The sequence below is a fragment of the Clostridium senegalense genome (assembly GCF_018916625.1).
GTDB lineage: Bacteria > Bacillota > Clostridia > Clostridiales > Clostridiaceae > Clostridium_J > Clostridium_J senegalense.
The window spans coordinates 370,168-393,223 of sequence record NZ_JAHLNC010000002.1 but is presented as its reverse complement, the minus strand read 5'-3'; the positions used below and the strand labels follow the sequence as shown (position 1 = coordinate 393,223).

Here is a 23,056-nt window from a genome sequence, read left to right as displayed (position 1 = left end):
TTGTAAAAACATGGATAAAATTAAAAAGAATATAATAGGCAACTGATTTATTATTGACACCCATCATGGGTGTTTTTTTTATTTTAGTATATTATAATGTTTCAAGTTGATTTTAAAAATTATCCATTCTAAAACTTGAATAAGTAAAGTAGTGAGACATGATTTGAAACATTTAGAACCTAACACTAAATTTTATATGAAAATTTTTAAAAGTTATTGAATAAATTTAAATTGGAGTTTGTTTCTTTATAATAGTATCTATTATGAAATCAAATTTTAATTATAATAAAGAATTTATAAAAATACACGAGAAAAAGCATATATGTAAAACAAGCTTTTAAAAAAATCTAACTAAAAGTAATTTAAGTAGGTGAGTGTAATGAAAAAACAAATTAAAAATTTTTTAAAGCCCAAAGGCATAGGAGCTAAGTTACTAACAGTATTTTTATTAGTAACTTTTGCTATATGTACATCTTTATCTGTGATATCAAGTTTTATAGCTAAAAATGCATTAAATAGGTTATTAAACTCGACATTACCACAAACTACAGAAATGAGTTCAAAATATATACATGAAAAATTAGAAATAAGTAAAAAAGCTGTTGAAAATTTATCTGCAAATGATTTGATGATAGATGATAAATTATCGGTAGATGAAAAATTAAAAACATTAGAGTCAGTTTTAAAGTTAAATGGATTTTTAAGAATCGGTATAGCTGATAAGGATGGAAATATTAAATTTAATGATAGTAGTACTAATATAAGTAAAAGAGAATATTTCAAAGAAGCGTTAGGTGGGAAAGTATCTGTAAGTGCGCCAAGTCCTAGCATTAATGAGAAAGATAATGGAGCAATAGTTAGTGCATATGCATCACCAATAAAAGATCGAAATGGACAAATTATAAATGTATTAGTTGCAATTGAAAAGGCAGATTTTTTTAATGAAATTGTAAAAAATATTCAAATAGGAGAGACAGGAGAAGCTTTTATTGTAAGTAATGATGGTGAAATTGTAGGGGATAAAGATATATCTCGTATAGGAACAGTAAATTTAAAAGAAGCTTGTAAAACAGAAGAAAGCTTAAAAGGCTTTGATAAAGTTTTAGATAATATGATTAAAAATGAAAAAGGTATAGAATTATACAATAATGGTAGTAAGGATATTTTTTTAAGTTATAACAATATTCTTGATACTGATTGGACATTAGGAATTAAGATAGAAAAAAATGAAGTTTTAAAGGATGTTAAAACAATACAAGTAAGTTCCTTTGTTGCAGCTTTAATTTGTTTAGTTATAGGTAGTATTCTTATAATGTATCAAATTAAATCTATAAATAAGGGACTAAAAAATGCTACTAATGCATTAAATATTATAGGAAATGGAGATATGACCGTCAATATAGACGAAAAGTTAATAGAAAGAACGGATGAGCTTGGAATAATGGGAAAAGCAATGAAAATTATGCAAGGTTCTGTAAGTTCTACTATAAAATCTATAAGAGAAAATGCAGAAAATATAGATAACTATAGTGAAAATTTAGCTAGTATATCTGAAGAAATGGCAAGTTCAACTGATTCAGTTGCAAATTCAATTCAAGAAGTTTCCACTGGAATCCAAAATCAATCTGAAGATGTAAGCGGCATGGTTTCAATGCTTGAAGATTTCAATCATAGGATAGAAAAGGTTATGTTATCTATAAATGAAATAGGTAGTGAAAATAAGGAAATTTATACGTTATCTGAAAAAAGCAATGGTGATATGCAAAGGGTTACAGTTTCAGTATCAAATGTAAATGATGGTTTTAGAAGTTTAGTTGACAAGGTAAAATCTGTTGAAGAAAATATAAATAAGATAAATGAGATTATAACTCTTATAAATAGTATATCAGAACAAACTAATTTACTTGCTTTAAATGCAGCTATAGAAGCTGCAAGAGTAGGAGAAAGTGGAAAAGGATTTGCTGTTGTAGCAGATGAAATAAGAAAGCTTGCAGAACAAAGCAAAATATCAGCAGATAGTATAACTAAATTATTAAACACTGTATTTAATGAAACAGGAATAATGGTTCAAACTACAGAAATTGTTAAAGGAGAGATAGAATCTCAAAGTGAAATCATAAATGGTGCTGTAGGTAGCTTTGAGAAAATAAAAGAAGCTGTAAATAATATAACGCCTAAAATTACAGATAGTCAGGGGTTAGTAAGAGAAATAGTTACAAGTAAAGAAAGTATAAATGAAAAAGTACAGAACGTTATGTCTATATCACAAGAAATTTCAGCATCATCACAAGAAATTGCTGCAATAGCAGAAGAAATGAATGCGTCATCAGAAGAAGTTGCAAGTTCAGCATTAAACTTAACTGATATGACTAAAACTATGAAAGAAAAAGTTGAATTATTTAAAGTAGATTAAAATTATAAAACTCTAATTAAATTTTAAAAACTAAAATTTAATTAGAGTTTTATTATTATAAATTAAAATAAATATTAAATTTAAATTTTCATACATAAAATTTTCCTCATTTCACACAATATAGATAGGTAAACCTATTATTTAAAAGAATTTAAATAAGGATGTGATTTTATGAATGGAAGTTTAAGTTGTAATGCCCAAAATTGTTTATATAATGCTAATGGATTGTGTGGTGCCAGCGTGATTAAAATAAGAGGGGGAAATGCTGAAAGTAGTGCATTTACTCAATGTGATTCCTTTGCTGAAAAGGGACTTAAAAATTCATTAGCTAACATGTTTAATATGAATATTCAAGGGGAAATAAAACAAGCGTTTACTAATACATCTATAGAAATGTATCCCAAAATAGAATGTGATGCAAGAAATTGCGTATATAACATAGGTAATGTATGTTCAGCAGATTACATACAAATAAATGGTCAAACTGCCTTGTCAAGCACAAGAACAGAATGTTCAACATTTAAAAAATAGAGATTGGTATTCTTGTATATTTTTATATGTGTAAAGAAAGAACTATAGCTTTAAGAATATAGTTCTTTCTTTTGGTGTTCTAAGGTGACAGACATTAAATATATAAAATAAATTAACTTAACTTAACTTTACATAAGGTGACACTCATTAAATATTGCAAACAAAGTATTTGAGTGACAATCATTAATTAATAATTGTCACTCAAATATAATAAGTTACTTTTATTTTTTAACTTCATTTATAAATTCAGTTACAACTTCTTCTTTTGTAGCCCAAGATGTAACTAATCTAATAGCTGAATGAGTATCATTTATTTTTTTCCATACATAGAAGCTAAATTTTTTTTGTAAATTTTCAATTAAATTATTTTCTAGTATAGGAAAAATCTGATTCGTTGGAGAATCAATTAAAAATTCACAGTTAGCTTCTTTTAACCCATTAGCTAAATGATGTGCCATAATATTAGAATGATTTGCTAATTGAAAGTAAAGGTTATCCTTAAATAATTCCTCGAATTGTATCCCAAGAAGTTTTCCTTTTGCAAGTAGAGCACCTTTTTGTTTTAGATGATATCTAAAATCTTCTCTTAAAAAATCAGTTTTAATAACTAAAGCTTCACCAAGAAGGGCACCGTTTTTAGTTCCCCCAATAAAAAATGAGTCTGTAAAATCGCACATATCTGATAGTGTTAAATCTGCATCTTTAACACAAAGTGCACAACCAAGTCTTGCACCATCTGCATATAAAATTAGGTTATTGGATTTGCAAAACTCGCTTAATGTTTTTAGTTCATTTTTTGTATAGACAGTACCTAGTTCTGTAGGATTGGAGATATATACAAGTTTGGGTTTAACTACATGTTCATTTCCATAAGAATTTAAAACTTCTTCAATTTTATTTGGAGTTATCTTTCCATCATTTGAATCTACTGTGATAACTTTATGTCCAGTATATTCAATTGCACCAGTTTCATTGACAGCAATATGTCCTGTATTTGCAGATATACATGCTTCATAAGGCTTTAAAAAAGCACCAATTGCAATTAAGTTTGTTTGGGTACCACCAGAAATTAGATGGATATCAATATTTTTATTATCTATTAAGCTTTTTATTTTATAAATGGCATTTTGGGTATGGGTATCATTTCCATACCCCTCTTCTTGGGTAAGATTTGACTCTATTAAAGAGTTTAAAATTTGGGGATGCGCACCTTCACTATAATCATTTTTAAAACTATATAACATTATAAATCTCCTTTGTATTTATTTTTTAGGTTATTCAGCTAAAATTATAAAATATTATTTAATTGAAGTATAAGTAAAGAATTTTTAAAATTCAACTATTTTTATTTAATTTAATAATATAATAATATATTTAAAGTGACAGTTATTAATTAATAAAAATAAAAAAATAATATGAAATAATAAATAACTGTCACTATAGGTAAACGTAAGTACTATTACAAGTATTTAAGTTAAGTTGTTAAAAATATTTAATGAGTGTCACTTATAATAGTGAAAAATATTTAGTGAGTGTCACTTATAATTAATAAAACATAAGCTTGTCCATTTAACTATTATTCTTCATCATAAAATTATTTTAAAATTTTTATGGATATTATTTTCAATAAAAATTAAAAATTTATAAAATTTTCAAAGAGCATTTTGTATTTGTTATTGGTTAAAACTAGTTCAATTGCTTTGTTGCCAAGTTGTGACACTCTACTAGAAGTTAGGTTACCTAAAATTGCAGCTATTTCTTTGCAGGTTTTTCCACAAAGTGCTGTTGCAAGTAAAGAAATCATTGCTCTTGCATTTTGATTTCTACTTCTATTTTTAATGAAAATTTCATTGGGATTTAAATTTTCTTCTTTGGCTACAAAATTAGTAATTTCTTTTATTGATAATTCAGGTTTTAATATGCCTTTTTCATTAGTAAATTCTTCATCTTTAATTTTAAATTTTAATTTTATATCTTTAAAATTTGATACTTGTTGGTTCATTGTAGCTTCAAATATTTCTTTATATTCTTTTCTAGCTTTTCTTTTATTCTTACACAGTATTTCTAGTATCATATCAACATCTAAAACATCAAATTCATCTTTGTCTCCTAAATAAACATGCATACTTGAAAATACATAGTCTTGTGGTTGTTCTGAAAGTCCTGGTAAATCTTTTGGATTTTTATGAATATATATAGAAGCATTTATTAAATACTCATCAGTAGTAATCATTTCACTTTTAAATCTTTCCTTGCATAGTCTAGAGTCTAAATCATATTTTTTATTATAAAATTTAACATATCTTAAATTTAAACTTTTCATTATTACAGAAATATCCTGATTCTGTGAGTCTATAAGTAGATGTGCATGATTATCCATTAAACAAAATGCATATAATTTGAATGGATACTTTAATTGACTTTCTTTTAGTTTAATCATAAACATATTTTTATCATCATCACAATTAAATAATAACCTGTCCTTAACACTTTTTATAATAATATGGTATATGGCATGAGGTGCTTTTTCTCTTGCATATCTTCCCACTTTAATACACTCCTTAAATATCTATTTTATGTCATAAATAACATAAGAATCTTATATGGCTTTAAATTGATAAATAAAGCTTGTTTTATTATGAGTATTGACAGTATAGATGTTTTTAATCGATAGTAATAACTTGAATAAAAATTTAAAAATCTATATATGGTTAATTTCTTTTAAATTAAAAGAAAGTTTGTTAAAATATATGGATGTACTGTTTTATAGAGAGTAATTTAAATTATAAAAATAAATAAATGTTTCACTATGGAATAGAATAAATAAGTTATAATTGAAAAAATAAAGGGAATAATCAATTTAAGCATTTATATAAAATTCAATGCACAGTTATTTAATGTGTATTTAGGAAAGGTGATTTTATGGGTAAAAATAATATATTGAATTGTACCGTTGAAAAGAATAAGGAGTATATAATAAAAATAGAGAATAGTGGTCATCAAGGTGAAGGTGTTGGAAAAATAGATAACTTTACTGTTTTTGTTGAAGGAGCTTTAAAAGATGAAACAGTAAAAATTAAATTAATAAAAATTAATAAGAATTATGGTGTAGGAAAGCTTATAGAAGTGCTGTCTTCATCTGAATCAAGAACTGAACCAGTCTGTAGTACATATAAAAGATGCGGTGGTTGTAATCTTCAGCATAGTACATATGAAGCTCAATTAAGCTTCAAAACTGAAAGAGTAAGAGATGTTATTAAAAGAATTGGTAAGTTAGAAGATGTAAAAATACATAATACTATAGGTATGGAAAACCCATATAACTATAGAAATAAAGTTCAACTTCCAGTAGGAAAGAATAAAGATGGTGAGGTCGTTGTTGGATTCTATGCCCCAAGAAGTCATGACATAATAAATATGGAATGTTGTTACATACAAGATGAAGTTGGAGATAAGGTTATAAAGGTAGTAAAAGAATGGATAAAAAAATTTAATATAGAAACTTATGATGAAAAAACGAATAGTGGAATAGTTAGACATATAATGATTAGAAAAGGATTTAAAACTGAAGAAGTAATGGTAGTTATAGTTACTAATGGGAATAGTATTCCATATTTAGAAGAATTGGTTAGTATGTTAAAAGATGATATTGAAGGAATAGATAGTATTATACAAAACATAAATAATAAGCAAACTAATGTAATACTAGGTCAAAAGTGTAAAACTTTGTATGGAAAAGATACTATAACTGACTTTATAGGAGAATTTAAGTTCAATATATCTCCATTATCGTTTTTTCAAGTGAATTCAATACAAACAGAAGTTCTATATAATAAAGCTTTAGAATATGCCGATTTACAAGGAGATGAAATTGTATTTGATGCTTACTGTGGAACTGGAACAATTTCACTGTTCTTATCACAAAATGCTAAAAAAGTTTATGGGGTAGAGATAATACCTCAAGCTATACAAAATGCTATAAAAAATGCAGAAGAAAATAATGTTACAAATACAGAGTTTATAGTGGGAGAAGCTGAAAATGAGATTCCTAAATTAATAGAAAAAGGAATTAAAGCAGATGTAGTAGTTGTTGATCCACCAAGAAAGGGATGTGAAGAAAGTTTATTACATTCAATAGCTAAAATGGCACCAAAAAAAATAGTTTATGTATCTTGTGATCCAGCAACATTAGCAAGAGATTTAAATATATTACAACAACTAGGATATAAAACTTTAGAAATACAACCAGTAGATATGTTTCCACAAACTGCTCATGTTGAAACTGTGGTTAAATTAGAAAAAGCTAAACTATTGAATTTATAAGGTTAAATAAAACATAAAGGGATATTTTTATCAAATTGCCACCATAATTTTATATATGGTGGCAATTTATTTTTTAAAATCTGTCAACACTATTACAGGAAAAATCAGGTGTTAAATGTTTATAAGTGTCTCTGCTTGTTGATAAATTACTATGACACCTTATAGTTTTAGCTATTTTTTATGTTTGTGAAATACTTTACTTTTAATATAAGTAATGTAATAATAGTATGAGAAAAACTAAAAAGGAAATTTATTGAATATAAATATGTAAATCTATTTGAAATGACTTCGAATTCAGAGTGAGATAGAGTTGTCTATTAATTTGATCTTTATGTCTTTGAATAATAGTATGCTAATGATTTTAAAAGTTTAACTGACTTGTTATATGAATATGCACTTGAAAACTTTAAAACTCTTTATAACTTGGCATGAATTCAATAAAATTTAAAAGTAAACAGATTTTTTTTATTTGTATTGAGTAATAGATAGCAAATAAAATGTAATTGAAACCATAACAATGACCTTCTTTCGTAGATATTTGCTTTGTGGTGATTTAATTATACACGAAAATAGGGGCATTGTTTTTGTTTTGAAAAATGATATAACCCTTTAAAATATGAAATTTTAAATAAGAAAAATGTATGTCAGACTTGACACTAACTTGAATTTGTAGGGGGAATAAATATGAAAGCAAGAAAATTATTGGATGCATTATTGGTAGCCGAAAAGCTGAAAGATACAACACGCCATTGCTATACTTCAAAAGGAAGACACGAGAGTGTTGCAGAACATAGTTGGATGATGACTTTGATGGCTTTCTTTATGAGAGATGAGTTCCCAGAGGTTGATATGGATAAGGTTATCAGAATGTGCATTATTCATGACTTAGGAGAATGTTTTACTGGAGATATTCCTACTTTTGAAAAAAATCTAGATCACGAGCTGAACGAAGAAAAGCTACTGTCTAGTTGGGTCCATTCCTTGCCAGAAAAATTTGCAGTAGAAATGGGAGAACTTTATGAGGAAATGGCAGAGCGTAAAACAGCTGAAGCACAGATTTATAAAGCCATTGATGGACTTGAAGCATTGATTCAGCACAATGTGTCTGACTTGTCTACTTGGATTCCGAAAGAATTTGAACTCAATCTAACTTACGCAGATGATAAGGTTGCGTTCTCTGATTATTTAAAATCCTTAAGACAAGCTGTTCGTGAAGATACCATTAAAAAAATTGATGAAGCAAAGTAAAACTTCGTACGATTATTGATATTAATAATAGGGACATGTACATAGTTCAATATCGTTAACACATTAGTAGTGTTACTTTAATTTTTGTTATATTTGCCATTCCTTACTGGTTCAACATGAATGGTTAGCAAAGAATTGAAAGGAAACGCAATAAAGAAGATGAATAGGTTTGATTTTTAAATCAATCACATTTTTTCTGTTACACTATTCTAAATATAAGCAGGAAACATTAATTTCTGTTAAAAACAAATCAACATTTTCATCATCAAAGAAACAGACGCATAGACAAAGAACCTATAATGCGCAGTAATAAATGTGGCTATCCAATCTTTGTATTATGTAGATCTTAACAGTAAAATAACAATAACTATGAAAGGAATTAAATAATGAATAAAAAAAGTTTTTTAAATATTGTTACAATAGTAGCATTAAGCATTACTATATTTACAGGGTGCGGAAATAGAACAGCTACAGCACCAGTAGACTTAAGCGACTTACAAACAAATATCAGCACTTTTGCTGTATCAAAAAATGTACAGGTTGTAGGACTTGGAGAAGCAAGCCACGGTGCAAAAGAATACCATCAGATGAAAGCCGAAGTATTCAAAGCATTAGTCAAAAACAATGAGAGCAGAACATTCATTATTGAAGGTGACTTTGGAGGAGCGTTAAAAGTAGATTCTTATATTCATGGGGGAGAAGGAACTGCTGAAGATGTTGTTGGGGAAATCGGATTTAATATTTATCGCACTCATGAAATGGCTAGCTTGGTAGAATGGATGCGTTCCTATAACGAAACTGCCCAAGATGGAAAAGACTTGCATTTTTATGGAATGGATATACAGCGATATGATAACAATAAGGAATACTTGTTTTCCGTATTGGATACCGCTGCACCTACACTAAGTAAAAAGTATAAAACAGCCTTTTCGCAATTAACTGATGAAGCAAGATTGAATTTAAGTACAGAGATTTTGAATAATTCTAAAGCGGATGTTTTAGAGCTATTGAAAGAGATGGATGATTCTGAAAAAGATATTGTAGCTATTTCTGGACAAACTGCTTTTGATTTTGCAAGAGAAAGTGCGAATACAATATATGAATGTAGCGAAACGGTATTAAGTAATAATGCCGACTATAATGCTTTGCGAGATAAGTATATGTTTGAAAAAGTGAATTGGTTTTTACAACATGGCGATGGTAGTGTAATTTTTATTAACGGGCACAATGGTCATATCGGTAAAACTTCAGCTTCTGGCTATACTTGCTTGGGTGAATTACTGACTAAGAACTTAGGAGAAAATTATTACGCCATTGGAACAGATGCGGAAGATACGGAATTCAATTCACAAGGCAGTAATGGGGATTTTAGTATTATGGAAGTTAAAAATCGAAATGAATTTAATAGTCTGCTTGACAAAATGGACAGTGATTTTTACTATATTGACTTCTCAAAAGTAATTGATGATGTACAGTGGCAAAAACTTTTGAATGGACAACAAAAGCTTACTACGTTAAATGTAGGAATTTCAGGTTGGCAAAAACTTTTAAAATCATTTTATACAACAAATATTGTTCCAAGCGATACGTTTAACGGAATGGTGGTTTTCAAAAAAGTTCATCCAACAACGCTAATTCAATAAATGATATTTTCTAAATATCAAAAGGTATAATAATTTGATAACAAACATTAGATAACTTTTTATTATATTATCCAGATGTAAGCAGGAAACTTTAATAAGTATATAATTTAAAAGACAGACATAAAGACACAGAGTCGATAGTTTGAGTATTGAAAACCTCATCTCATCGGCTCTTTCTGTTATATATGGATTAGTCAACTAATCTTTGATAGTGATTGCTACTTTAATACAGTTCGCTAATGCTTCTAGAAGTGGATAAAGGGAGGAAAAGAATGATAATACGTGAGTTGACACACGAAGAATTGATAATTGCTGTAGAATTAAATTATAACTGTTGGAATGATGACTTTGCAGGAATTATTCCTTATGATTCCATGAAAATAGAAAAGGAGCTTACCTTTGTATCAAATTGGATAAACGATAAGGGGTGCCAGGATATTAGACGTATATACGGTGCTTTTGATGGAGATAAATTTTTAGGATATGTAGGTGGGAGTCTAGCTAAAAAAGAAGATGCAGAACATGGTGTCGAATTAAATTATTTGTATGTAAAAAAAGAATATCGCGGAATGGCATTGGGTTTAAAATTAATAAGAACTATTATAGCTGAATTTGAGGATTATGGGGTAAACAAGTTAATAATCAATAATTTTCACGAGAGTGAGTCAAGTAAATTCTATAAGTATCTTGGAGGGGAAGTAGTTAAGCAAGTTATACAAACTGTAAAAGGAAAAGAGGTACTTGTTGATGTATTTATTTGGAATATTGATAATCTTATAGAGCAGTTGAAGGATAAATTAAATTCTCGTAGTTATGAAAAGGGTGGGCTTGCTTTTAATGATAAGTTAACTAAAGGTATCTCAATGACTAACACCCATACTAAAGAAGATTTAGATGTAGTTTTAAAAGGAATTTTTGAGCATAACACTAAGGGAACTAATGGGTTATTAAAAAAACCAGCTATTGACATAAATATATATTTAAAAGATGGTGAGAAAACTATTGGTGCTATATTGTGTGACACATTTAATTTTTGTATTTATATCGAAGTAATGTGGATAGATAAAGACTATAGAGGAAAGGGATTAGGGAAAAAGCTTATATCAAAAGCAGAAAAAATAGCAAAAGAAAATGGTTGTATTTTCTCTCATACCTGTAGTCTTAGCTATCAAGCACCAGATTTTTATCAAGCATGTGGTTATGAAATTTTTGGAAAACTTGATGATTATCCTAATGGTATAGTACAGTATTTTTTAAAGAAAAAGCTATAAAGTGCATCTGATATAAATGACCATGCATCACTGTCGTATTATCCTGTTTCAATGAGGGAATAATCTTTTAAAGGAATCTAACATAAGTGATTTTTAGCGATAAATGTCATTAGAAAACAAAAGGAGGGTAATTAATATAGTCATAATCAAAGCAATAATAAAAGAACTTAAAACCCTACTCTCAGAACATGGCTTAGAATCTAAAAGGGTGGCTGAACGTCGTTTTCAGTATGAGGAAGATGTATCCTCCTAATTGTTTAAGATAAAGTATGCCTGCAAGTCATCTATTTTCCTTCTGCTGTGTGGGAAAATAGAACTTGCAACATTATGTAAAATAGAGTTGCAAACATCATATAGTTTTTGCACCAAAGTATATAAGAAAGATACTATACGGTAAATTTAAATTAGATATAGGAACTATATTAAGAAAGGTATGTGAACATAAAGGAATAGAAATAGTAGTTTGATGATATTTGATAGACATGTAAATTAAAAGTACATATATGAAAATAGACAATTTTGGTGTAAGGTATATTATGTTGATACAGTTTGAAGAAGCAAAAGGTAATAAAAGAATATATAAAAAATCAAATACAAGAAGATATAGCATATTAAAAGAGAAGGAGGTTTATTTTGGAATTTAATGAAAAGTTACAACGACTTAGAGCACAGAGAAACTTAACACAGGAACAACTTGCAAAACAATTATATGTATCAAGGGCAGCAATTTCAAAATGGGAAAGTGGAAAAGGTTACCCCAACATTGAATCACTAAAATGTATATCTAAACTATTTTCTGTTTCTATAGATGAATTATTATCTGGGGATGAACTTATTAGTCTTGCGGAAACAGAAAATAGTTCTAATATGAAAAAAGTTTATAATATGATTGGTGCTGTACTAGATTTAATGGCGATTATGTTTATTATATTGCCGCTATATGGAAAAACCATTGAAAACTATATCTACTCAGTGAACCTACTTTCATTTACAGAAACTACATCAATAAATCTTGCAATCTATTGGATTATATTTATCGCTTTGATTAGTATTGGTATCGCTAAACTTATATTTATCAGACTTGATAAAGAGTTATTGTGCATATACATAACAAAATGTTCTGTCGCACTAAGCATTGCAGCAATCTGTTTTTTTTCTATGGCCAAAGAACCATATGTTACAACATTTTTATTTTTGATTTTTACGATAAAAATATTTGTATTATTGAAGCAGTGTAAAACAAAGTAAAAAAACTATAAACCTTTGAAAATAGGCTCTGACACGAAAAGTGTCAGGGCTTTTTTCTATTGTGACGATAGGTTTCTTGGTTTTTAGGACATAAAGCCACACAATAAAATTATGTTCAACACAAAATAAAAAACAACAGAAGGGACAGATGGATATGGAAACTATTATTGAAACAAAAAACCTTACAAAAATATATGGAAGTGCTACCGTTGTTGATAACATCAATCTTCATGTACCAAAGGGAAAAATCTATGGTTTACTTGGCAGAAATGGAGCAGGGAAAACTACAGCAATGAAGATGATGTTACAGCTTGTTTATCCGACAGGAGGAGAAATTCGATTGTTTGGAACAGATTATAAGAAAAACACTCCCACACTTTATGGAAAAATAGGATCAATTATTGAAACACCAGGTTTTTATAATAATTTAACAGGATATGATAATTTACAAATTATTTCCAAATTGAGAGGACAGCTTTCTAAAGATTCGATACAAGAGGCACTTAGTATTGTTGGATTAGAGAAGGAAACAAGAAAAGTGTTTACTGACTATTCATTAGGAATGAAACAGAGGCTTGGTATTGCTGCAGCAATTATGCATAAACCTGAATTATTAATTCTAGACGAACCAATAAATGGACTGGATCCTATTGGGATTTCTCAAATGCGTTCATTACTGATTGAGTTAAGTCGCAGCATGAATACTACCATTGTTATTTCAAGCCATGTTTTAAGTGAGATTGAACAGCTTGCAGATACTATTGGTGTCATGCATGAGGGTAAATTGATAGAGGAAGTCAACATGGAAGAACTTCACAAGCGTAATCGTAGGTATATTGAATTTAATCTGTCTGACGGGACAACAGCTGCAAAGATATTAGAAAAGCACTATCAAATTAAAGATTACTTGATAAAAGGCAATACAATAAAAGTTTATGACTTCACTCATAGTTCTGGGCAAATTAACAAAACTTTTGTAGAAAATGGATTATTAGTAACAAATATAAATGTAAAAAAGGAAAATTTGGAGGAGTATTTTTCTGAATTGATTGGAGGTGGCAATATTGCGTAGTCTTATTTACTGTGAATTACTAAAGTTAAAAAATTCAAAAATGGTGCTTATCAGTATTCTAGGTGCTATGTCCACGCCATTTATGATGTTTATAGAATCATTGCAAACACACTTTCAGCACCCAGAGCGTGTTATCACACTGACTAACGTTTATGATAACAGTTTGCTGTATATGATGCTACTAAGTAATATGATGATTTATGTGGTAATTACCGCCTATTTGTTCAGTCGTGAGTATATAGAAAATACATTAAAAACAATTTTACCAATACCAATTTCAAGAACAAAATTATTGCTGGGCAAGTTTAGCACACTGTTTTTTTTGATTGTTATACTTAACTTTGTAACTTGGGCAGGTGTTCTGATTTTATCAGGAATATATAATTCTATATTTTACATGGAGGGCTATAACTTACTTATTTCTATTGAGTGGCTTTTTAAGTATTTAGTTGCTAGTATTCTTATGTATTTAACAGTTTCTCCCTTTGCTTATATCGCTCTAAAAACAAAGGGATTTGTTGCACCTGTAATTGCTTCAGCAGTTATTGTTATGGGGAGTGCAGCGCTTTCAAATCAAGATTTTGGAGCATTATACCCATGGACAGCTACTTTTTTTCTGATAAAGGGCAAATTACAAAGCACAGGTTATTCAATTACTTTAGGAATAACAATTATTGCTTTTGTATCTATAGTTGGATTTTTATTGACATTTAACTACTTCAAAAAGGAGGATTTGAAATAATTATGCTTAATTTTATTGAAATTTTAAAAGTTATATTTCTTGGTATAGTGGAGGGGATTACGGAATGGCTACCTATCAGTAGTACAGGACATATGCTCCTTGTAGATGAGTTTATTACTCTTAATATGAGTGAAGCCTTCAAGGAAATGTTTTTTGTTGTCATTCAGTTTGGAGCAATCCTTGCTGTAGTTGTTATGTTTTGGAAAAAGATGTTTCCCTTTCAATTTGAAGATAAATCACAATCCATTATCAAAAAGGATATCATCTATGTGTGGTTTAAGGTTGCAGTAGCTTGTATACCATCAGCTATCATTGGGATTTTATTTGATGACTTCTTAGATGCACATCTTCAAACCCCAATCGTAATTGCAATAATGTTAATTTTTTATGGGGTATTATTTATTATTATTGAAAACTGGAACAAAAAGCGTATAGCTACTACGGCAACACTTGCAAAAATAAGCTATAGGACAGCGTTTATGATTGGGTTGTTTCAAGTGTTATCATTAATTCCTGGTACTTCTCGTTCCGGAGCAACGATTATAGGTGCTTTGTTAATAGGGGTATCACGAGTAGCTGCAGCGGAGTTTACCTTCTTTCTTGCCGTACCTACCATGCTTGGGGCTAGCACTTTAAAGTTGTTGAAATTTGGATTTGACTTTACAAATATAGAACTAGCTATTCTTATTATTGGTATGTTGGTGGCGTTTATAGTGTCCATCTTTGTAATTAAATTTTTAATGAGCTTTATCAAAAAACATGATTTTAAAGTATTTGGATGGTATCGAATTGTACTTGGAATAGTGGTGTTAATTTACTTTGCTATAATGTAGGGTGTAAGCATAATTTCACCACATTAATAAAATAAAAAAGCACATTAATCTGAAATATTATCAGATCAGTGTGCTTTTTTATCCTTTAATCTCAATATGAACACCATACTTAAATTAATCATAAAATTAGATGACATTGATAAGAGTATTTTTTATTACATTGATTATTTTTTTAAGTTTTTTATATCAATCTTCAAGTCTATAACTAAAGTAAAAATCAAGTGTTGGTAGTCTTTATGTTAGTTTATAACTGAAGTTGTATGTTTTTGTAAAAAGAAATATAATGAAATTATGGAGGTGTTATGGGTGGAGTATATAACGACAAAAGAAGTAGGAGAAAATTGGGGAATTGCAGACAGTATAGTAGAGTACTATTGCTCTAATATACGTATTAATGGGGCTAAAAAAATAGGAAATACATGGCTTATTCCAATTGATGCTGAAAAACCAGTTGATGAACGATATAGAGGTAATAAAGTAAAGGCTGGTGAAAATGAATGAAAAAGATATTTTTGGTTGAAGACGATAAAACAATCGCTAAAAACCTTATGCTTTTACTTCGTTCTGAGGGATTTGCAGTAATTCATGCCTCTACTCGTAGTGAAGCACTTGTAACCATTACTGAGAATAAATTTGATTTGGCGTTAATTGATATTTCTTTGCCAGATGGAAATGGTTTTACGGTTTGCACGGAAATCAAAGAAACAGAAGATGTTCCCGTTATCTTTCTAACGGCGTCAGGTGATGAAGCAAGTGTTGTTACTGGACTGAATATGGGTGCAGACGACTATATCACCAAACCGTTTCGTCCACGTGAATTGATTGCACGAATTGGAACTGCCCTACGAAAAAGTGGGCGTTCTGGAACGAATTTTGAAATTCTTGGTCTTCATGTGGATACGGCAAGTGGTATTGTTAAAAAAAATGGTAAAGAGGTTTTTCTTTCAGCATTAGAATACCGATTATTGCTGGTGTTTATTAGTAATCCTAAAAGTATTATAACCAGAGGTAAGTTACTTGACGAATTGTGGGATGCGGCAGGAGAGTTTGTCAATGATAATACACTAACCGTGTACATTAAACGTTTGAGAGAAAAAATAGAGAATGATCCAGCAAAACCACAAATAATTTTAACCGTTCGAGGAATGGGGTATAGATTGGGGGACGAACATGTTTCGGAATAGAGAATTTAGACAGTTTACCATTTTATTCTCATTAATAGCTGCAATTGATGTAACGTTGGCATTTGTAATAAATAAAGAAGCAGGAATACTTACAATTGTTTCTGTTATTGCATTTGGAACAGCGTTTTTTGTATTTACCAAAGATCGATATAAAAGTATTTCACAAATTTCAGATCAAATCGATCGTGTGCTTCATAATGATGACCATCTGTATATTAGTGAATCGGATGAAGGTGAACTTTCTATCTTACAAAGTGAGATAACAAAAATGACGATGCGTATTAGGGAACAAAATGATGCACTAAAAAAAGAAAAAAAACATCTTGCCGATTCACTAGCTGACATAGCCCATCAACTTCGTACTCCTCTCACATCTGTGAATCTTATTTTGTCATTGCTTACGAATAACTCCGAGGAAAATGAAAGGAGAGCATTAATTAGGGAAACAGAGGAATTGCTTGTACGTATGGATTGGCTTATCACTTCCCTATTAAAATTATCTCGTTTAGATGCAGGTATTGTAGTGTTTCAATGTGAAAAGATAGATGTAAATAATTTGATATGCGCTGCCGCTCGCCCTTTGCTAATATCAATGGAACTGTACGATATTGAGTTGCAAATAAGTGTATCTAAAGGTGTGGTTATTCAGGGTGATTCAGGTTGGCTTTCAGAAGCAATTCAAAATATCCTGAAAAATTGTATGGAAAGCGCAGGCGAAAATGGAAAAATTGAGATTATATGTACTGACAATTCACTGTTTACTGAGATTGCTATTCACGACAGTGGTAGGGGCTTTGAAAAAGAAGATTTACCATGTTTGTTTGACAGGTTTTATCGTGGAAAAAACCCAAATGCTACAGGATACGGAATTGGATTGGCTCTTTGTAAGATGATTATAACACGTCAGGGTGGGACAATTACTGCAAAAAATCACCGTCAGGGTGGTGCAATATTTTACATTCGTTTCCCAAAGTGACGAATCTCTCACTTGAAAGTCACATAGATGTAAGTTGAAGATTCTATTATATAGGTAAACCATTAGAAAGGAGACTCACATAATGGAATTTTTAAAGATTGAAAATTTATGCAAAGTCTATGGCAAGGGTGAAAACCAGGTTACCGCCCTTGATCATGTTTCACTTACTATTAAAAAAGGAGAATTTACAGCAATTATCGGTTCCTCTGGTTCTGGTAAATCCACACTTCTACATGCCATCGCAGGAGTGGATGTACCAACAAGTGGAAAGATATACTTAGAAGGACAAGATATATATGGACAGAGCAATGAAAAACTTGCTATTTTCCGCAGGCGTCAGGTTGGATTGATTTATCAGTTTCATAATCTGATACCAACGCTAAATGTAGTGGAAAATATTACTCTACCTATACTTATGGATAAGCGTAAAGTTAATCAGGAAAGACTAAATGACCTGCTGGAGCTACTTGGCTTAACAGAACGAAAAGCACATTTGCCAAACCAACTTTCTGGAGGTCAGCAACAACGTGTTGCCATCGGTCGTGCATTGATGAATGCACCAGCAGTTATGCTTGCTGATGAACCTACTGGTAGCTTAGACAGTAAAAATGGGCAGGATATTATCCATTTACTGAAAGAAAGCCATAACAAATATCACCAGACCCTTATCATTGTCACACATGATGAAAATATTGCGCTGCAAGCAGATCGAATCATCTGCATAGCAGATGGAAAAGTAGTACGTGATGAGAGACAGGTGACTCGTTCATGAACATTTTTAATAAAGTTGCATTGCAAGGACTGAAAAAGAGTAGAACAAGAACACTTGTAACTATTATAGGAGTTATTCTATCTGCTGCTATGATAACGGCAGTCATTACCTTTGGTGTTACTTTGCTAAACTATATGAAAAATGGTGCCATTTCAAAATATGGTGATTGGCACGTAGCGTTCTTAGACGTTAATTCTTCTTTTGTGCAGAAACAGATAGATAATGATGAAGTTGCAAATACCGCAACATTTAAAAATATTGGATATGCAGCACTTGATGGTGGCAAAAATCCTGAAAAACCATATCTTTTTATAGCTGGATTCAGCGAAGAAGCTTTTGATACTTTACCAATAACTCTGGCTTCAGGGAGATTACCTGAAAATAGTGGAGAAATTCTTGTTTCGGGGAAAGTTTCAACAGATGGAGGAGTTAAATTTGCAGTAGGTGATACTCTTTCATTGGCAGTGGGAAGTCGTATGAGTGGAAAAGACAAACTTGATCAGAGTGACCCATATACCGACGGAAGTGAAAATCTTGTGACACAAGATGAGAGAAACTATAAAGTTGTAGGTATCTGCAGAAGACCTGTCTTTGAGGAGTCTTCAGCACCGGGATACACCTTGATAACCAAAGCAGATGAACAAGTCAAGACGGATAGCTTCAGTATGTTTATCACATTAAAAAATCCCCATAAAGTTCATTCATACATAAGTAGTATTAAAGATCATGCTTATGTTTTGAATGATAATGTGTTGCGTTTTATAGGCATTTCCGACAACAACTTATTCAATATATTTATGTATTCCTTTGGCGGCATTGTGTTGGCAATTATTATGATAGGCTCGATTTTTCTAATCTATAATTCGTTTAATATGTCATTGAACGAACGTATGCAGCAGTTTGGAATTCTTTCATCTGTTGGAGCTACAGAAAAACAACTACGAAATTTGGTGCTGTTTGAAGGACTTTGCATTGGTGCAATTGGCATACCAATTGGAGTTATTGTTGGTATAAGCAGTATTAGTGTTGTAATTTCCGTTGTTGCTAAAAAATTTGCAAGTGTTCTCTATCTCAACATCCCTTTGACTTTGACGTTGTCTACAACTGCAATAATTGTTGCAGCAGTGGTAAGCATGGTTACCATTTTGATTTCAGCATACATTCCAGCAAGAAAAGCTTCTAGCACACCGGTAATGGAATGTATTCGACAAACAAATGAGGTGAAAATTGAATCTAAAGCTGTTAAAACATCAAATCTCATACAACGCATTTGTGGTTTGGAAGGAACCCTTGCATTGAAAAACTTTAAAAGAAATAAAAAACGCTATCGCAGCATAGTACTATCACTTATTTTAAGTATAGTGTTGTTTATATCTACAAGTGTTTTGGTAGTTGATCTGAAACAAATGTCAAATCAGACGTTAGAGTTTACTGAACATGATATCATTTTTTCCACACAGAACATGAAGGATAGCGAAATGCTACAGCTCTACGATAAGTTTAAAACTGCTAATGGTGTTTATGAAGGATTATATCAAGAATGTATAACCTATTCATCCATTGTTAAAACAAGTGAGCTTACAAAGGATTACTTGAACTATAAAGGTTCGTATTCTAAGTATGAAACGGCGAATCTACCAGTAAATATGCATTTTCTTGATGACAGTACTTACCTGAATATTATCAAAGATCAAGGTTTACCTACAGAAGAATATACTGGGAAAAATGCAAAAATGATTGCTGTTTCTATGATTGAGGGGGTGGATGATACTATTGATATCTTCAAGAGTTCTTCTACTAATGTTACTTTAATTCCTGAAATTAAGGACCAGTCCAAGATGGTAGAGGGGCAAAACGTTGATATTACATTTGTCAAAATTGTACCACCTGATTGCCCCCCAAGCGATATAAGTTCAGAGATTAAGCAAACTTCCTTTATGGTGTTGGCTCCTTATTCGATGAAAAATGAATTTGTATCTTCTGATATTTCTACAGGAATAAAAAGTATGAGCTTTAAATCAAAGAATCCTACTCAGTCAGTTGCAGAAATGGAAAAAATCATCATGAGTGAGGGGGTTACATCCCAGTATAATCTATATAATATGTATGGATTAATGGATGATAATCGCAATTATATCTTCATTGCTAATGTGTTTGCGTATACTTTTATCAGTATGATATCACTAATTACGGTGGCAAATGTGTTCAACACAATTTCCACAAACATTAAGTTGCGCCGTCGAGAGCTTGCTATGCTTCGATCTGTGGGAATGTCTGAGCATGATTTTCAGAAGATGATGAATTTTGAGTGTATCTTTTATGGGGCGAGAGCGTTACTATTTGGACTTCCTATAGCTATAATTACTTCATGGTTAATTCATAAAGTAATGGTAACAGACGATATCGATTTTATGGTTCCGTGGGGAAGCATTGGAATCAGTGTGTTTGGTGTTTTATTTATCGTGTTTATTACAATGCTGTATACTATTAATAAGATAAAAAAAGAAAATATTATTGATGCACTTCGAGATGATATGTCTTGATAATATATATTAATTTAATAAAAAATCAAAAAACATCTATTCCAGTTGTTGACGATTTTCTCAAAATGTACTTTATATCTAAAAATATAGAATTTATACTACACAAATAAAGTAAATTAGTGCGTAACTGTGGTAATGAAAAACTGCAGTTGTGGCAGATGACTTTTTTTGGCCCCAAATGGGGCTATGCGGCGGTTTTGAAATAATAATCAAAACCGCCGTTTCCCTTTTTCAAAATTAAAATATAGAAAGTGTAGAAAGGTAATTTTTAAGCTATTAAAAAAGAATTTAGAAGTTTATTATATACAAGCTTAATAAAGAATTCATATCTTCTATATATTTTTTATAAAAGTGTTGGAGTTTGTGTAATTAAAATGAAATCTAAAAATTAAGTTAGAGGAATATGTAAAATATTGTAGAATTCATATAAATGTAAATAAACTTTGAATTTAAAATCAATAAAGATATAGTTTAATGATGATAGATTTATTACAATACTAAGAAGACAATTTTTAAATGATAAAAAAACTAAAGTTAGTATTGAATTTTTATAAAATAGGAAATTATATTTTTATACTATAGTAATAGGGAAAACCTAATGAGAATTAGTTAAGGGAGACAACCATAAATGAAACGAATATTAATTATTGAAGATGATTTGTCCTTAGCGAACGGGATAGCGCTTGCTTTAAAAGACAGTGAATTTACATTTGTACAAGTACAGGATTTGCATTCTGCGTGGCGAGAAACTGAAAACAATACTTTTGATCTTATCATTCTTGACATCAACTTGCCTGATGGAAATGGATTGGATTTCTTAAAAGAGTTAAGGAGGGAATCAGCTGTTCCGGTAATAATTCTTACTGCAAATGATTTGGAAATAGATGTGGTTACAGGTCTTGAGTTAGGAGCAGACGATTATATAACCAAGCCTTTTAGTTTGATGATTCTAAGGGCAAGAGTAGGTGCTAGACTTCGAAGTAATGCACCTGCTATTGTTGATTCAATATCAATTAATGAATTTCAATTCTCTTTTACAAGAATGGAGTTTTTAAAAAATAACATTTTCATTGAATTGAGCAAAACTGAACAAAAATTATTACGTATTTTACTTGAAAATAGAGGACATACCCTTACAAGGGCGCAATTGGTGGATGCCGTATGGACGGATGATGCTGTATATGTAGATGAAAATGCCCTGTCAGTTGCAGTTAAGCGATTACGTGATAAATTAGAAGACACACCTTCTTCACCTGTATATATTAAAACAGTATACGGCATTGGCTATACTTGGTCGGTAATGTGATGGACAAGTATTTTTTTATAATAGGAATCTTTTTAGTTATTTCAATATTTCCTGTAATTTTCATCATCCTTCTATATCGTAGAAAAATGCGTCGGGTTATGAATTCCTTGACCACTATGTTAGATAATGCTATAGATGGAGATTTCATTGAAAATACCTTTGATGAATCTGTATTGTCAGCTATAGAGGCAAAAATGTCTCATTTTTTATCATCTTGTGCTGTATCTTCAAAAAATATGACTATAGAAAAAGAAAATATCAAGCATCTGATTTCTGACATATCCCATCAAATCAAAACACCAGTTGCCAATATACTTCTTTATTCACAGATTCTTATGGAACATGATTTACCAGAAGAAATTACTGTATGCGCAAAAGCATTAGCTACTCAGGCCGAAAAACTTGATTTTCTAATACTAGCCTTAATGAAAATTTCTCGTCTAGAAAGTGGGATTATTACTGTAAATCCTCAAAAGGGTACCATGAAGGCGTTAATCGATGCTGTTATTGCACAAATTCTGCCTAAAGCAGAAGAAAAAGATATTATAATTGAAACTGAGTTAGCAAATGGTACGGTTTATTATGATCCAAAATGGACTGTTGAATCAATTTATAATGTCTTGGATAACGCAGTTAAATATTCTCCTAGAAAAAGCAACATCAAAATTTGTACTGTATCATATGATTTGTTTTTTCGGATTGATATTATAGATAAAGGGATTGGTATAGCAACAGATGAAAAGGAAAAAATATTTACACGATTTTACCGTTCTGCAAAGGTACGTGAGTATGAAGGTGTGGGACTAGGATTGTTTCTGACACGAGAAATTATATCTAGCGGAGGAGGTTATATTAAGGTATCTGGAACAAAAGGAGGCGGTTCTACCTTTTCTATTTTTCTACCAACAGAGAAAAGATAAATCTTTCAAAACTGATAGATTTCAGAAAGAA

Annotated in this window: 19 protein-coding genes and 1 pseudogene; 18 read left to right on the top strand and 2 right to left on the bottom strand. The window is 30.4% G+C overall.

The features are described from left to right. Positions 1 to 379: 379 nt before the first annotated feature. Together KQI36_RS06985 and KQI36_RS06980 are read left to right on the top strand one after the other, a co-directional pair. On the top strand, positions 380 to 2,413 hold the full coding sequence (locus KQI36_RS06985; protein WP_216450292.1) for a methyl-accepting chemotaxis protein: 2,034 nt from the start codon (positions 380 to 382) through the stop codon (positions 2,411 to 2,413). Between the two features lie 171 nt (positions 2,414 to 2,584). Further along, positions 2,585 to 2,944 carry a DUF1540 domain-containing protein gene (locus KQI36_RS06980; protein WP_010294634.1) on the top strand — a complete coding sequence of 120 codons (360 nt, stop codon included), beginning with the start codon at positions 2,585 to 2,587 and terminating at the stop codon, positions 2,942 to 2,944. Between the two features lie 221 nt (positions 2,945 to 3,165). Here KQI36_RS06980 and KQI36_RS06975 read toward each other — a convergent pair whose 3' ends face one another. Both KQI36_RS06975 and KQI36_RS06970 read right to left on the bottom strand, forming a co-directional pair. Then, positions 3,166 to 4,188 carry a threonine aldolase family protein gene (locus KQI36_RS06975; protein WP_216450290.1) on the bottom strand — a complete coding sequence of 341 codons (1,023 nt, stop codon included), beginning with the start codon at positions 4,186 to 4,188 and terminating at the stop codon, positions 3,166 to 3,168. 389 nt (positions 4,189 to 4,577) lie between these two features. Next, entirely contained in the window at positions 4,578 to 5,492 is a 915-nt protein-coding gene (locus KQI36_RS06970) for a transposase (RefSeq protein WP_216450287.1), read from the bottom strand. A gap of 374 nt (positions 5,493 to 5,866) precedes the next feature. Between KQI36_RS06970 and rlmD the strand changes: the two genes are divergently transcribed. The 16 genes and pseudogenes from rlmD to KQI36_RS06890 all read left to right on the top strand — a co-directional run bounded on the left by rlmD (position 5,867) and on the right by KQI36_RS06890 (position 23,025). Further along, entirely contained in the window at positions 5,867 to 7,267 is a 1,401-nt protein-coding gene (gene rlmD / locus KQI36_RS06965) for a 23S rRNA (uracil(1939)-C(5))-methyltransferase RlmD (RefSeq protein ID WP_216450286.1), read from the top strand. A 684-nt stretch (positions 7,268 to 7,951) separates the two neighbouring features. After that, a complete protein-coding gene (locus KQI36_RS06960) occupies positions 7,952 to 8,515 on the top strand; it encodes an HD domain-containing protein (RefSeq protein WP_216450285.1) in 564 nt (187 codons plus the stop codon). Between the two features lie 386 nt (positions 8,516 to 8,901). Further along, positions 8,902 to 10,158 (top strand): erythromycin esterase family protein, encoded by a 1,257-nt coding sequence (locus tag KQI36_RS06955; RefSeq protein ID WP_216450284.1) that lies wholly within the window; start codon positions 8,902 to 8,904, stop codon positions 10,156 to 10,158. A gap of 272 nt (positions 10,159 to 10,430) precedes the next feature. Beyond that, complete coding sequence (locus tag KQI36_RS06950; protein WP_216450283.1) at positions 10,431 to 11,429, top strand: GNAT family N-acetyltransferase; 999 nt, start codon at positions 10,431 to 10,433, stop codon at positions 11,427 to 11,429. A gap of 353 nt (positions 11,430 to 11,782) precedes the next feature. Beyond that, positions 11,783 to 12,044, top strand: a pseudogene (locus tag KQI36_RS06945) (transposase). A gap of 18 nt (positions 12,045 to 12,062) precedes the next feature. Beyond that, positions 12,063 to 12,677, top strand: coding sequence for a helix-turn-helix domain-containing protein (locus KQI36_RS06940; RefSeq protein WP_216450281.1), 615 nt, complete (start codon positions 12,063 to 12,065; stop codon positions 12,675 to 12,677). Positions 12,678 to 12,831: 154 nt separating this feature from the next. Further along, positions 12,832 to 13,749, top strand: a complete 918-nt coding sequence (locus KQI36_RS06935) for an ABC transporter ATP-binding protein (protein ID WP_216450375.1) — start codon at positions 12,832 to 12,834, stop codon at positions 13,747 to 13,749. After that, positions 13,742 to 14,491 (top strand): ABC transporter permease, encoded by a 750-nt coding sequence (locus KQI36_RS06930; protein WP_216450279.1) that lies wholly within the window; start codon positions 13,742 to 13,744, stop codon positions 14,489 to 14,491. Before KQI36_RS06935 ends, KQI36_RS06930 begins: the two co-directional genes overlap by 8 nt. Then, the gene (locus KQI36_RS06925) at positions 14,491 to 15,324 is read left to right on the top strand and encodes an undecaprenyl-diphosphate phosphatase (RefSeq protein ID WP_216450374.1); all 834 of its coding nucleotides are present in this window, start codon (positions 14,491 to 14,493) and stop codon (positions 15,322 to 15,324) included. The genes KQI36_RS06930 and KQI36_RS06925 overlap by 1 nt, the downstream gene beginning before the upstream one ends. 306 nt (positions 15,325 to 15,630) lie before the next feature. Further along, complete coding sequence (locus tag KQI36_RS06920) at positions 15,631 to 15,825, top strand: DNA-binding protein (protein ID WP_216450277.1); 195 nt, start codon at positions 15,631 to 15,633, stop codon at positions 15,823 to 15,825. Further along, positions 15,822 to 16,508, top strand: coding sequence for a response regulator transcription factor (locus KQI36_RS06915; protein ID WP_216450275.1), 687 nt, complete (start codon positions 15,822 to 15,824; stop codon positions 16,506 to 16,508). Before KQI36_RS06920 ends, KQI36_RS06915 begins: the two co-directional genes overlap by 4 nt. Continuing rightward, positions 16,495 to 17,484 (top strand): sensor histidine kinase, encoded by a 990-nt coding sequence (locus KQI36_RS06910; RefSeq protein WP_216450273.1) that lies wholly within the window; start codon positions 16,495 to 16,497, stop codon positions 17,482 to 17,484. The genes KQI36_RS06915 and KQI36_RS06910 overlap by 14 nt, the downstream gene beginning before the upstream one ends. Before the next feature lie 82 nt (positions 17,485 to 17,566). Further along, complete coding sequence (locus KQI36_RS06905; RefSeq protein ID WP_216450272.1) at positions 17,567 to 18,256, top strand: ABC transporter ATP-binding protein; 690 nt, start codon at positions 17,567 to 17,569, stop codon at positions 18,254 to 18,256. After that, a complete protein-coding gene (locus KQI36_RS06900; protein WP_216450270.1) occupies positions 18,253 to 20,799 on the top strand; it encodes an ABC transporter permease in 2,547 nt (848 codons plus the stop codon). The genes KQI36_RS06905 and KQI36_RS06900 overlap by 4 nt, the downstream gene beginning before the upstream one ends. A gap of 628 nt (positions 20,800 to 21,427) precedes the next feature. Next, positions 21,428 to 22,105, top strand: coding sequence for a response regulator transcription factor (locus KQI36_RS06895; protein WP_216450269.1), 678 nt, complete (start codon positions 21,428 to 21,430; stop codon positions 22,103 to 22,105). After that, positions 22,105 to 23,025 (top strand): sensor histidine kinase, encoded by a 921-nt coding sequence (locus tag KQI36_RS06890; protein ID WP_216450268.1) that lies wholly within the window; start codon positions 22,105 to 22,107, stop codon positions 23,023 to 23,025. Before KQI36_RS06895 ends, KQI36_RS06890 begins: the two co-directional genes overlap by 1 nt. The last annotated feature ends 31 nt before the right edge of the window (positions 23,026 to 23,056 follow it).

Excerpts from the sequence above, each read along its gene's own strand:
- KQI36_RS06975 (WP_216450290.1), bottom strand. The coding sequence starts at position 4,188 with ATGTTATATAGTTTTAAAAATGATTATAGTGAAGGTGCGCATCCCCAA.
- rlmD (WP_216450286.1), top strand. The coding sequence starts at position 5,867 with ATGGGTAAAAATAATATATTGAATTGTACCGTTGAAAAGAATAAGGAG.
- KQI36_RS06960 (WP_216450285.1), top strand. The coding sequence starts at position 7,952 with ATGAAAGCAAGAAAATTATTGGATGCATTATTGGTAGCCGAAAAGCTG.
- KQI36_RS06895 (WP_216450269.1), top strand. The coding sequence starts at position 21,428 with ATGAAACGAATATTAATTATTGAAGATGATTTGTCCTTAGCGAACGGG.
- KQI36_RS06905 (WP_216450272.1), top strand. The coding sequence starts at position 17,567 with ATGGAATTTTTAAAGATTGAAAATTTATGCAAAGTCTATGGCAAGGGT.
- KQI36_RS06950 (WP_216450283.1), top strand. The coding sequence starts at position 10,431 with ATGATAATACGTGAGTTGACACACGAAGAATTGATAATTGCTGTAGAA.
- KQI36_RS06985 (WP_216450292.1), top strand. The coding sequence starts at position 380 with ATGAAAAAACAAATTAAAAATTTTTTAAAGCCCAAAGGCATAGGAGCT.
- KQI36_RS06915 (WP_216450275.1), top strand. The coding sequence starts at position 15,822 with ATGAAAAAGATATTTTTGGTTGAAGACGATAAAACAATCGCTAAAAAC.
- KQI36_RS06910 (WP_216450273.1), top strand. The coding sequence starts at position 16,495 with ATGTTTCGGAATAGAGAATTTAGACAGTTTACCATTTTATTCTCATTA.
- KQI36_RS06955 (WP_216450284.1), top strand. The coding sequence starts at position 8,902 with ATGAATAAAAAAAGTTTTTTAAATATTGTTACAATAGTAGCATTAAGC.
- KQI36_RS06890 (WP_216450268.1), top strand. The coding sequence starts at position 22,105 with ATGGACAAGTATTTTTTTATAATAGGAATCTTTTTAGTTATTTCAATA.
- KQI36_RS06900 (WP_216450270.1), top strand. The coding sequence starts at position 18,253 with ATGAACATTTTTAATAAAGTTGCATTGCAAGGACTGAAAAAGAGTAGA.
- KQI36_RS06935 (WP_216450375.1), top strand. The coding sequence starts at position 12,832 with ATGGAAACTATTATTGAAACAAAAAACCTTACAAAAATATATGGAAGT.
- KQI36_RS06980 (WP_010294634.1), top strand. The coding sequence starts at position 2,585 with ATGAATGGAAGTTTAAGTTGTAATGCCCAAAATTGTTTATATAATGCT.